Genomic DNA, 11,560 nt, shown 5'->3' on the forward strand with positions numbered 1-11,560 from the left:
GTCAGTCGAAAGCCGGCTTGGCCCCTCGGCCCTTCTTGATCTCCGAGCGTCGGCCCTTGGCCTCCAGCCTGCGCTTCTTGGAGGCCAGGGTCGGCCTCGTCGGCCGTCTCGGCTTCGGGCGCTCCGTGGCCTGACGGATCAGCTCGACCAAGCGGTTTACGGCGTCCTCCCGATTTCGTTCCTGCGTGCGGAACCGCTGGGCCGTAATGATCAGCACACCTTCGTTCGTCAGCCTCTTCCCGGCGGCCCGCTCCAGGCGCGCCTTCACATCCTCCGGCAGGGACGGCGAGTTGCGAACGTCGAAGCGCAGCTGGACGGCCGATTCCACCTTGTTGACGTTCTGCCCGCCGGGTCCCGAGGCGCGGATGAAACTCTCCTGAACCTCGGCCTCGTCGAGCGCGATGCTGTTCGTCACCTGGATCATCGGGGCCTCGGGCGGGACAGGACGAAAAGGAAAATGAAAGTGGGGCGTGAGAGCTTCATGTCCAATGGGGACTAAAGCCGCGCTTGTCGACCCTGGATTTAAGCCTTAAGCGGCTTGTTCCCTTCTTTCGCCGGGATAGCTCCGGCCCTGCAAGCATTCCCATGTCCGCTGTCTTCGCCAGCCTCATCCCGACATTCCTGATCATCGCCACCGGCTGGCTGTGCCGCGCCACGGGCTTCGTCAACGAGCAGCAATGGGCCGGGCTCGAGCGGGCCACCTATGTGATCTTTTTCCCTGCGCTCATCATCGACACGCTCGCCCGGGCGGATCTCGGATCGGTGCCGGTCCTAGGCGTCGGGGCTGCACTCGTCGGATCCATCCTGCTCATGGCGAGCCTCATGCTGGTGCTCCGCCCTCTCCTGGAGCGCCATGCCGGCATCGACGGGCCGAGCTTCACCTCGATCTTCCAGGGGGCCACGCGCTGGAACACCTTCGTGGCTCTTTCCGTCGCCGGAAGCCTGTTCGGCCAGCGCGGCATCGCCCTGATCGCGGTCGCGATCGCAGCCATGGTGCCGCTTCTGAACCTGCTCGCCGTCTATGTGTTCATCCGCTTCGCCGGCAGACCCCGGCAGAGCCCCTGGGCCATCCTCCGCTCCTTCGCCACGAATCCGTTCATCTGGTCCTGCGCGGTGGGCCTGACGCTCAATCTTCTCGCGCCGCCGCTGCCGAAGCCCGTGACCGCCTATATCGACCTGATGGGGCGCGCCTCGCTGGCGGCCGGGCTTCTGATCGTGGGAGCCGGCCTCGACATCCGGCGGCTTGCCAGGCCCGGCCTTCCCCACGCGCTGGCCACAGGCTGCAAGCTCGCCCTGATGCCGGTCACCGCCGTGACCTTCGCCCGCTACGGTGGGGTGAGCGGAAACGACCTTCTGGTCACGATCATCGCCGCTTCCGTACCTTCCGCAGCGGCCGGCTACGTGCTGGCGCGGCAGATGGGCGGCAACGCACCGCTGATGGCGGAGATTCTGACCCTGCAGACCCTGCTGGCTCTCGGTTCCATGCCGATCATGATCTCTCTTTTGGGTTGATCGCCCGGCACAGATTTGCAACTGAGAGTTATATAAGTCACTCTTGTTTAATCTTCGGTTGTATAGATAATGATGCGGACTGAAACAGAGACACAGCCGCACCACATGTCCAAGCCTCCGCGCCGCGTCCTTCCCGCTCCCTCGCCTCATGACCAGAAGGCCGCCGCTCCGACCCGGAGGTTTCACGAGGATGGCATGAGCGCGGTCGAGACGGCGCAGTACATCGCCGAGTTCACGGCTGAGCTGTCGTATCTCGCGCGGCAGACGAGGATGGATTTGCTGGCCTATCTTCTGGATATGGCGAGGCTCGAAGCCGCGCGGGTCGTCCAAACCGAAAAGCGAATGACATGATGCATGGTGCGGACGCGAAGGGCCGCACTGACAGAAATCGGATCCGGTCCGATCCCGGCCCTGACACGGTGCCGCGGCCCGGCGTGCGGTCCGAAGAATGCGATGACTGATCCTCCAGGATCAGCGGCCCGGGATCAGGGAGACCGCATTGCCGCCATGGCGTTCCAGGCGCCCTGCCATTTCGAGTTCGAGCAAAGCGGTCTGAACGGCGCGGATCGGCCATCCGGATTGGCGCACCAGATCATCCACCGAGATCGGCGACGGGCCGAGGAGCTCGATGAGACCGGTCGCCGGATCCGCGTGGCCGTCGTGCCACCCGGCTGCCGGTGGGACGGAGCCTGTGGGAGCCCGGGGGATTTCCGGGAGGTCGAGCTCGTCCCACAACTCCTGGGTATCCAGGTGCTGATGAGTTTCCTCCGCCCCCGTCTCGGTCCGGGATCCTGAAGCGATCAGCGGCTCGAGGACGCTCGTGACGTGCTCGACGCTCGCGCAGAGGGTAGCCCCTTCGCGGATGAGATCGTTCGTGCCCTCGGCGCGCGGGTCGAGGGGCGACCCCGGGACCGCGAAGACCTCCCGCCCATGTTCCAGAGCGAAGCGTGCGGTGATGAGCGATCCGGAACGGCGCGCCGCCTCCACGATCACGACGCCGTAGGACAGGCCGGAGATGATGCGGTTGCGGCGCGGAAAATCGCGCCCGCGCGGCTCCCAGCCCATGGGCATCTCGGACACGACGGCTCCGCCCCGTTCCACAATGGCCTGCAGGAGCGGCTCGTTCTCCGACGGATAGACCAGGTCCTGTCCGCCCGCGAGCACCGCGACGGTGCCAGTATCCAGGGTGGCCCTGTGCGCCCGGGTATCGATGCCACGCGCGAGCCCCGAGACGACGACATAGCCTGCCTCGCCGAGCTGTCGCGACAGGCGCTCGGCGAAGGCAAGTCCCGAGGCGGACGCGTTGCGCGAGCCGACCATGCCGACGGAGGGCTTCAAGAGCACCTCCGCGGAGCCGCGCACGGCGATCAGCGGCGGCGCAGTGTCGATGGCCTGCAGCGCTTTTGGGTATTCCGGCTCGCCCATGGCGATAAAGCGCGCGCCGAGGCGGGCAGCGGCCGCCATTTCCTTCTCGGCCTCGGCACGGTCCGCCACTTTCAGCGCCGGGCGTCCGCTGCGCCGTGCCAGATCGGGCAGGGCTTCGAGGGCTGCGGCCGCGCCGCCGTACCGGTTGATCAGGGTGCGAAACGTGCGCGGCCCCACGCTCTCCGAGCGGATCAGCCGGAGCCAGTCGAGGCGCTGCTCGTCCGTCAAGTTCACGGGGTCAGCCCTTCTGACCGATCTTGCCCTCGGTTCCGTCGAGCAGGCGGCTGATGTTTTCGCTGTGCTTCCACCAGAGCAGTGCCACGAGGATCACCGCCATGGCCGCCATCTCAGGCGCGTTCAGCAGCCAGAGAGCGACCGGGGTCGCGGCACTGGCGGCCAGGGCGGACAGGGACGAGTAGCGCGACGCGAAGGCAACGCCCAGCCAGATCGCGGCGAAGATCAGCGCCGCGATCCAGTTCAGGCCGATCAGCACGCCGATGAAGGTGGCCACGCCCTTGCCGCCCTTGAATTTGAGCCACAGCGGATAAAGATGGCCGAGGAAGGCCCCGAGTGCGGCAAGCGTCGCGAACTGATCGCCCCATCGCGCGGCGAGCAGCACCGCCGCGGTTCCCTTGAGCGCATCGCCCAGCAGGGTCGCGGCGGCGAGCCCCTTGCGGCCGGTGCGCAGAACGTTGGTTGCGCCGATATTGCCGGAGCCGACCTTGCGGATGTCCCCCAGCCCGGCCATGCGGGTGAAAATCACCCCGAAGGGAATCGAGCCCAGGAGATAGCCGAAGGCCAGGGCTACGAGCAGGTACAGCATGTTCATTTCGTCAGGCATTCGTTTCTCGTCACATCGAGCGTCGGTCGAACACGATCCTGCCCGCAACCATCGTGATCGTCACCTGTCCTTCCAGACGGGCCTCGTCGAAGGGCGAGTTCTTGGACAGGGATTTTAGGTCCCGTTTGTCGAGCACGTAGGGCGCTTCGGGATCGAACAGGATGAGGTCGGCGGGAGCGCCGATCTTCAGCCGCCCGGACGGAAGCCCGAGGATTTCCGCGGGTCTCGTGGACATGGCGCGCAGGAGCCTGGGCAGGGGAACGCGATCCGCATGCACGAGGCGAAGCGCCGCCGGGAGCAGGGTCTCGAGCCCCACGGCCCCGTTCGCGGCCTCGGCGAAGGGCAGGCGCTTGTTCTCCACATCCTGTGGATTGTGGTCCGAGACGATCACGTCGATGGTGCCGTCGGCCAGCGCCGCGATCACCGCCTGCCGGTCGTCCTCGTGCCGCAGGGGCGGCGAGAGCTTCATGAAGGTGCGGTAGTCGCCGATGTCGTTCTCGTTGAGCGACAGGTGATTGATGGAGACGCCGCAGGTCACCGGCAATCCCCGCGCCTTTGCGGCTTGGACGATCTCTGCCGAATCGGCGGTCGAGATCATGGCCGCATGATAACGCGCGCCGGTGAGGCGCACGAGGCGCATGTCGCGCTCCAGCATGATCGTCTCGGCCTCGCGCGGGATGCCGGGGAGCCCAAGGCGGGAGGAGAATTCGCCCTCGTTCATCACGCCCTGTCCCACGAGGTCGGGATCCTCCACGTGGTGGACGATGAGAGCGTCGAAATCACGGGCGTAGGTCAGCGCCCGGCGCATCACCTGCGCGTTGGTGACCGAGCGCGCTCCGTCCGTGAAGGCGATCGCGCCCGCCTCCTTCAGCCGCCCGATCTCCGCCATCTCCTCGCCCCTGAGGCCCTTGGTGAGTGCCGCGGCAGGCAGAATGTTCACGGCGGAGGTGTCGCGCGCCCGGCGCACGATGAAGTCGATCACCGCCGGATCGTCGAGAACCGGGCTCGTGTCCGGCATGGACACCATGGTGGTTACGCCACCGGCGGCAGCCGCCTCGCCCGCGCTCTTGAGCGTCTCGCGGTAAGGTCCGCCCGGCTCGCCGATGAAGGCGCGCATATCGATGAGACCGGGAGCCAGCACCTGCCCGCCGCAATCGATCACGTCCGCATCCGCGGCCTCGGCCAGTTGCGGTCCGAGATCCCGGATCACGCCGTCACAGACGAGCATGCCGCCCGTCTCCTCGCGCCCGGTGTCAGGGTCGACGAGGCGTGCGTTCTTGAAGAGAAGAGGTTTCGTGCCCATCGCGTCTCACCCGTTCGGCAGATGGCTCGCGAGAGCCTCGAGGACCGCCATGCGGACGGCCACGCCCATCTCGACCTGCTCGCGGATCAGCGACTGCGCGCCGTCCGCCACATCGGAGGAAATCTCCACGCCCCGGTTCATCGGCCCCGGATGCATCACGAGGGCATCGGGCTTGGCGAAAGCGAGCTTCTCCTGGTCAAGCCCGTAGAAGCGGAAATATTCCTTCACCGACGGCACGAAGGAGCCGTTCATGCGCTCGCGCTGGAGGCGCAGCATCATGACGATGTCCGCACCTTCCAGGCCCTTGCGCATGTCGGTGAAGGTTGGAAAGCCGAGGCGCGCGAAGCCGGGCGGCAGGAGGTTGGTGGGCGCCACGAGCCTGACCTGCGCACCCATCGCGGCCAGCAGGATCATGTTGGAGCGCGCCACGCGCGAATGCAGGATATCGCCGCAGATCGCGACCACGAGGCCTGCGATCCGACCCTTGTTGCGACGGATGGTGAGCGCGTCGAGGAGCGCCTGCGTCGGGTGCTCGTGTGCGCCGTCGCCTGCGTTCACGACCGCGCAATCGACCTTCTGCGCCAGGAGGTGCACCGCGCCCGCCGCGTGATGGCGCACGACGATGATGTCGGGCCGCATGGCGTTGAGTGTCGCCGCCGTGTCGATCAGCGTCTCGCCCTTCTTCACCGAGGAGGCCGCCACCGCCATGTTCAGCACGTCCGCGCCGAGACGCTTGCCCGCGATCTCGAAGGAGGATTGCGTGCGGGTGGAAGGCTCGAAGAAGAGGTTGATCTGCGTGCGGCCCCGAAGGGTCGTCTTACGCTTCTCGATCTGACGGCTCACCTCGACCTTGTTGTCGGCCAGATCGAGCAGCGCCTGGATATCCAAAGGGGACAATCCCTCGATGCCGAGGAGGTGCCGGTGGGGAAAAACGGATCGCGGGGTGTCTGTCATCTTAAAGCCATCGCTATAGGCGCTCGGATCGGGAGCGGCAAGACGCCCATTGTTCTTTCCGTCTGCGGAAAGGCTTGGATGTGGAGGACCGGACGGCCAGAGTGCGGCGCATGCTCCACGTACGACGGCGGAACAACGTCATGGCCGTCCCCGGACCTGATCCGGGGACGGCCATCCCGATGACGAACAGCGCACCGCTCAACGGATCGGGATCACCGGCACAGGGCCGGGGATGACAGGAGCGAGCCGGTTCCGCCGTCCACCCGTTCCCGCGCAAGATTGAGGACGTTTCTGGTGTTCGCCGAGCGCACTATATGAATGAACGACTCACAGGGTGGCCGCATGTCCGCATTCCAAACCCACGAGATCTTCAATCAGACCCCACCCTTCGGCGGCGTGAACCTGGTGGCGGGAGACCGGCCGCTCCTGGACGCTCTGAAGGCCAACGGCGTGGATCCTCAAACGGAAGGCCTCATCGCCTTCGGTGAAGTCTGGGGGAGCCCGGAGCGGCTCGATCTCGGGCGTCTGGCCAACGAAAATCCGCCGAAGCTGCGCACGCACGACGCGCGGGGCTTTCGAATCGACGCGGTGGAGTTTCACCCGGCCTATCACGCGCTCATGCGGGCCAGCATGGCGGACGGCCTCCATTCCTCCACCTGGGATGAACCCGGGAGCGGGCACGAGCATGCGGCCCGCGCGGCGCGGATCTACACCGCGGCAGGCGTCGAAAGCGGCCATGTCTGCCCCATCACCATGACCCACGCGTCTGCGGCGGCGCTCGCGACCGCGCCCGCCCGCCTGAACGAATGGTTGCCGAGGATCCGCTCCCGCGACTACGATTCGCGCTTCGTCCCCTTTTGGGAGAAGAGCTCCGTCACCCTCGGCATGGGCATGACGGAGAAGCAGGGCGGCACGGATGTGCGCGCCAACAGCACCCGCGCCGTCCCGACCGTTGGTGACGAATATGCGCTCACCGGGCACAAATGGTTCATGTCCGCACCTATGTGCGACGCCTTTCTGGTGCTGGCCCAGGCCCCCGGCGGCCTCACCTGCTTCCTCGTGCCCCGCTTCCGGCCGGACGGCTCCCTGAACGGGCTGCGCCTCCAGCGGCTCAAGGACAAGCTGGGGAACCGCTCCAACGCCTCCTCCGAGGTCGAGTTCACGGAGGCTTTCGGCTGGCGCATCGGCGAGGAGGGCGCGGGCATTCGCACCATCATCACCATGGTTCAGCTCACCCGGCTCGACTGCGCCGTCGCCTCCGCCGGGCTCGTGCGCATGGGCCTGACGCTCGCCATGCACCACGCCCATCATCGCAGCGTGTTCCAGAAGAAGCTGATCGACCATCCGGCCATGCGGATGGTGCTGGCCGATCTCGCCCTGGAGAACGAGGCCATGACGGCGCTCGCCCTGCGCACGGCCCGCAGCTTCGACCTCGCGCCGCAGGACGAGCACGAGGCAGCCTATGCCCGCCTGATCACGCCAGCGGCCAAGTTCGGCATCTGCAAGGCCGCGCCCCGGCTCCTCTACGAGGCCATGGAAAGCCTTGGCGGCAACGGCTACGTGGAGGAGAGTCCCCTGCCCCGGCTCTACCGCGAGGCTCCGGTCAACGCGATCTGGGAAGGGTCCGGCAACGTGATCGCCCTCGACCTGCTGCGTGTCGAGAGGAGGGAGCCGGAGCTGGCGGCCTCCGTCCTGGAACGACTCATGGCCGATGCGGGAGACCTGCCGGGAGCCTCCGAGACGGCCCGGGACATCGTTCTCGCCCTTCAATCTCCCGAGGCGGAGGGCAAGGCCCGGTTCATTGCCGAGCGCCTCTTCACCCTGGCAGCGGCGGCGGCCCTGGCGCGCTCCGCGCCCTCCCCGATCACCGAAAGCTACGCCCTGACGAGGCTCTCGCAGCCCGCTCGCATGACCGGAGCCAACGACCTGGGAGACGCCGCACCCCCCTTGGCAGAGCGGGCCTTCGTCACCATATAACAATAGGCGCGGAACGGCCGATTTGACTTGTCCTCGATCATCAACCACTTATCGCGCCTCTGACGGTCGTCACCGACCGCCGCCTCCTACAACACAATATTGAGCATCCGCTCGCGGCCATCTACGGGAAGTCGTCCATGAAAGTCGTCGTCGTCGAGTCGCCTGCAAAGGCCAAGACGATCAATAAATATCTCGGCAAGGACTACGAGGTCCTGGCCTCCTTCGGGCATATCCGCGATCTGCCCGCCAAGGACGGCTCGGTCGACCCGGATGCCGATTTCCGCATGATCTGGACCCTCGAGGACAAGGGCTCGAAGCGGGTCTCCGAGATCGCCAAGGCGATTAAGGGCGCCGAGAAGCTCATCCTCGCCACCGACCCCGACCGTGAGGGCGAGGCGATCTCCTGGCACGTGGTCGAGGCCCTGCGCGAGAAACGGGCGCTGAAGGACCTGCCGGTCGAGCGGGTGACCTTCAATGCCATCACCAAGGACGCGGTGCAGACGGCGCTCCGCCAGCCGCGCGAGATCGATCAGGCGCTGGTGGATGCCTACATGGCCCGCCGCGCCCTCGACTACCTGGTAGGATTCACCCTGTCCCCCGTCCTCTGGCGCAAGCTGCCTGGGGCGCGCTCGGCCGGACGCGTGCAGTCGGTGGCGCTTCGCCTCGTCTGCGACCGGGAGCTGGAGATCGAGACCTTCAAGCCGCGGGAATATTGGTCCCTCGTGGCGACGCTCGCGACCAGGGAGGGCGGCGTGTTCGACGCGCGCCTCGTGGGCGCCGATGGCAAGAAGATCCAGCGCCTTGACATCGGCAACGGCAAGGACGCGGAAACCTTCAAGAAGGACCTGGAGCTGGCGACCTTCTCGGTGGCTAATATCGAGGCCAAGCCCGCCAAGCGCCACCCCTACCCGCCATTTACCACCTCGACCCTGCAGCAGGAGGCCTCGCGCAAGCTGGGGCTCGCCCCCGCGCAGACCATGCGCATCGCCCAGCGTCTCTACGAAGGTGTTGATATCGGCGGCGAGACGGTCGGCCTCATCACCTATATGCGTACCGACGGCGTCGACATGGCCCCGGAGGCCGTGCAGGCCGCCCGCCGGGTGATCGGCAAGGAATACGGCGACCGCTACGTGCCCGCCGTCCCGCGCAAATACTCGACCAAGGCGAAGAACGCGCAGGAGGCGCACGAAGCCATCCGTCCGACCGACATGAGCCGCCTGCCGAAATATGTGGCGAAGTATCTGGAGCCCGAGCAGGCCCGTCTCTATGATCTCATCTGGACCCGCACCTTGGCGAGCCAGATGGAATCGGCGGAACTCGAGCGCACCACGGCCGACATTCTGGCCAAGGTCGGGCCGCGCAGTCTCGACCTTCGCGCGACCGGCCAAGTGATCAAGTTCGATGGTTTCCTCACTCTCTACAATGAGAGCAAGGACGACGAAGCGGACGAGGACGAAGGCCGCCTGCCGCCCATGAAGGCGGGCGATTCCCTGGAACGCCGGCGCATCAACGCGACCCAGCACTTCACCGAGCCGCCGCCGCGCTATTCGGAGGCCTCGCTCGTCAAGCGCATGGAGGAGCTCGGCATTGGTCGCCCCTCCACCTACGCCGCCGTCCTGCAGACCCTGCGTGACCGCGAATACGTGCGCATCGAGAAGAAGCGCCTCGTGCCCGAGGACAAGGGCCGCATCGTCACGGCCTTCCTGGAGAGCTTCTTCCGCCGCTACGTGGAATACGACTTCACCGCCGATCTGGAGGAGCAGCTCGACCGGGTCTCGAACAACGAGATCGACTGGAAGCAGGTGATGCGCGAGTTCTGGCGCGACTTCTCCGCCGCCATCGGCGAGACGAAGGAGCTGCGCACCACAGAGGTGCTGGACGCGCTCAACGAGCTACTCGGCCCGCACATCTTCCCCGACAAGGGCGACGGCTCGAACCCGCGTACCTGCCCGAATTGCGGCACGGGCCAGCTCTCCCTCAAGCTCGGCAAATTCGGCTCCTTCATCGGCTGCTCGAACTACCCGGAGTGCAAATACACCCGCCAGCTCGCTGCTTCCGGCGTCGAAGGCGACGGCGAAGGCTCATCGGAAAACGGCGGCACACCCGGGGTGAGGATTTTGGGCGACGACCCGGAAACCGGACAGCAGGTCACCCTGCGCGACGGCCGCTTCGGCCCCTTCGTCCAGCTCGGCGAGGGCGAGAAGCCCAAGCGCTCCTCGCTGCCGAAAGGGCTGGCTCCGTCGCAGGTCGATCTGGAGAAGGCGCTTAAGCTCCTCTCGCTCCCGCGTCAGGTGGCGACCCACCCGGAAACGGGCGAGCCGATCCTGGCGAGCATCGGGCGCTACGGCCCCTACGTTCAGCACGGCAAGACCTATGCCAATCTCGGCCCCGGCGACGACGTGCTGGAGATCGGCGCCAATCGCGCCATCGACCTGATCGTCACCAAGGAAAGCGGCGGCGGCGGTGCCCGTCGCGCCGCAGACCCGGGCCGTCCGCTGGGAGACGATCCTGAGTCTGGCAAGCCCATCGTGGTGAAAGCCGGGCGCTTCGGCCCCTATGTGACGGACGGGGAGACGAACGCTACCCTGCCGAGGACAACGTCCGCCGACGCGGTGACCCTCGACGAGGCCATCGAGCTTCTGAAGGCGCGCCGGGCCGCCGGTCCGTCGAAGAAGTCCGCGCGCGGCCGCAAGGCGCCCGCCAAAAAGGCCGCGGCGAAGGAAGCTCCCGCCAAGAAGGCAGCGAAGAAGACCGCCGCCAAGAAGACGACCGCCAAGAAGCCTGCCGCGAAGAAAACCGCGATCAAGAAAGCCGCGAAGGCGGCCGAATGAGATGAGTGAATGGCTGTCCTGGTTCCTGGTGGACCATGCCGATCAGGTCGAGATTCTGCTTCGCCTCTCCGTGGCAGCCCTCGCGGGCATGGCCGTCGGGCTGAACCGGGACATCCACAACAAGCCCATCGGCATGCGGACCCTGGGTCTGGTGGCGCTCGGCTCCGCCACGGTGATTCTCTCGGGCTCGGTCTATGAGGGGCTGCACTTCGGGCAGGACGCGGTCAGCCGCGTCGTCCAGGGTATCCTGACGGGCCTCGGCTTCCTGGGTGCCGGAGCGATCATCAAGGCCAGCGACGGCAGGGAGGTTCAGGGACTGACCACCGCCTCGACGGTGTGGATCGCAGCCGCCCTCGGGGTGACGGCGGGCCTCGGCGCCTGGTTCATCACCTTCGCCGGGACTGCGATGACGCTTTTCATGCTGACGTTCGGCAAGCCGCTGGAAAACTGGCTCACCCGCCTGTTTGCGGGCCGCGAGAAGGTCGTTCAGGATGACGAGTAATCAGAACGCGAAGCCGAGGCCGAGCACGGCGACGGCGGCGATGGAGAGCCACAGCAGGCTGGAGCCGATCGTGCCGCTCTTGGCAGCCGGAGCGTTATCCGGCTCGTCGAAGGCGAACGCCTCTCCGGCGGTGCGTGCTGCGCGGTCCAGGTGAAGTTTCTGAGCCGATCCCATCGTCGTCCGCATCGTCGCCCTCGTTCTGCGTCAAGCCCATG

11 protein-coding genes are annotated in these 11,560 nt (G+C 66.5%); 5 read left to right on the forward strand and 6 right to left on the reverse strand.

Features of this window, described 5'->3' with window-relative positions; all coding sequences use genetic code 11:
- Nucleotide 1: 1 nt before the first annotated feature.
- Nucleotides 2–424 carry an alternative ribosome rescue aminoacyl-tRNA hydrolase ArfB gene (gene arfB / locus GR328_RS06225; protein WP_160883655.1) on the reverse strand — a complete coding sequence of 141 codons (423 nt, stop codon included), beginning with the start codon at nucleotides 422–424 and terminating at the stop codon, nucleotides 2–4.
- 161 nt (nucleotides 425–585) lie between these two features.
- Between arfB and GR328_RS06230 the strand changes: the two genes are divergently transcribed.
- Both GR328_RS06230 and GR328_RS26640 read left to right on the forward strand, forming a co-directional pair.
- Nucleotides 586–1,512, forward strand: coding sequence for an AEC family transporter (locus GR328_RS06230; RefSeq protein ID WP_160883656.1), 927 nt, complete (start codon nucleotides 586–588; stop codon nucleotides 1,510–1,512).
- Nucleotides 1,513–1,617: 105 nt separating this feature from the next.
- Nucleotides 1,618–1,863 carry a hypothetical protein gene (locus tag GR328_RS26640; RefSeq protein ID WP_170304107.1) on the forward strand — a complete coding sequence of 82 codons (246 nt, stop codon included), beginning with the start codon at nucleotides 1,618–1,620 and terminating at the stop codon, nucleotides 1,861–1,863.
- A 120-nt stretch (nucleotides 1,864–1,983) separates the two neighbouring features.
- Here the strand turns inward: GR328_RS26640 and dprA are convergent, their stop codons facing one another.
- The 4 genes from dprA to GR328_RS06250 are packed head-to-tail and all read right to left on the reverse strand — an operon-like array spanning nucleotide 1,984 to nucleotide 6,035.
- Nucleotides 1,984–3,171: a DNA-processing protein DprA gene (dprA, locus tag GR328_RS06235; protein ID WP_160883657.1), complete on the reverse strand. Its 1,188-nt coding sequence runs from the start codon at nucleotides 3,169–3,171 to the stop codon at nucleotides 1,984–1,986.
- A 4-nt stretch (nucleotides 3,172–3,175) separates the two neighbouring features.
- On the reverse strand, nucleotides 3,176–3,778 hold the full coding sequence (gene plsY, locus GR328_RS06240) for a glycerol-3-phosphate 1-O-acyltransferase PlsY (RefSeq protein WP_160883658.1): 603 nt from the start codon (nucleotides 3,776–3,778) through the stop codon (nucleotides 3,176–3,178).
- Nucleotides 3,779–3,788: 10 nt separating this feature from the next.
- Nucleotides 3,789–5,081 (reverse strand): dihydroorotase, encoded by a 1,293-nt coding sequence (locus GR328_RS06245; protein ID WP_160883659.1) that lies wholly within the window; start codon nucleotides 5,079–5,081, stop codon nucleotides 3,789–3,791.
- A gap of 6 nt (nucleotides 5,082–5,087) precedes the next feature.
- The gene (locus GR328_RS06250; RefSeq protein WP_160883660.1) at nucleotides 5,088–6,035 is read right to left on the reverse strand and encodes an aspartate carbamoyltransferase catalytic subunit; all 948 of its coding nucleotides are present in this window, start codon (nucleotides 6,033–6,035) and stop codon (nucleotides 5,088–5,090) included.
- Nucleotides 6,036–6,377: 342 nt separating this feature from the next.
- Between GR328_RS06250 and GR328_RS06255 the strand changes: the two genes are divergently transcribed.
- The 3 genes from GR328_RS06255 to GR328_RS06265 all read left to right on the forward strand — a co-directional run bounded on the left by GR328_RS06255 (nucleotide 6,378) and on the right by GR328_RS06265 (nucleotide 11,345).
- On the forward strand, nucleotides 6,378–8,012 hold the full coding sequence (locus GR328_RS06255; RefSeq protein WP_160883661.1) for an isovaleryl-CoA dehydrogenase: 1,635 nt from the start codon (nucleotides 6,378–6,380) through the stop codon (nucleotides 8,010–8,012).
- 137 nt (nucleotides 8,013–8,149) lie between these two features.
- Nucleotides 8,150–10,843 carry a type I DNA topoisomerase gene (topA, locus tag GR328_RS06260; RefSeq protein WP_160883662.1) on the forward strand — a complete coding sequence of 898 codons (2,694 nt, stop codon included), beginning with the start codon at nucleotides 8,150–8,152 and terminating at the stop codon, nucleotides 10,841–10,843.
- A gap of 1 nt (nucleotide 10,844) precedes the next feature.
- Nucleotides 10,845–11,345 carry an MgtC/SapB family protein gene (locus tag GR328_RS06265; protein ID WP_160883663.1) on the forward strand — a complete coding sequence of 167 codons (501 nt, stop codon included), beginning with the start codon at nucleotides 10,845–10,847 and terminating at the stop codon, nucleotides 11,343–11,345.
- On the opposite strand, the gene GR328_RS06270 is transcribed toward GR328_RS06265, so the two are convergent.
- Complete coding sequence (locus tag GR328_RS06270) at nucleotides 11,346–11,531, reverse strand: hypothetical protein (RefSeq protein WP_160883664.1); 186 nt, start codon at nucleotides 11,529–11,531, stop codon at nucleotides 11,346–11,348.
- Nucleotides 11,532–11,560: the final 29 nt, after the last annotated feature.

Origin of the sequence: Microvirga makkahensis (assembly GCF_009830105.1) — a bacterium.
In the GTDB taxonomy this organism is placed as follows: domain Bacteria; phylum Pseudomonadota; class Alphaproteobacteria; order Rhizobiales; family Beijerinckiaceae; genus Microvirga; species Microvirga makkahensis.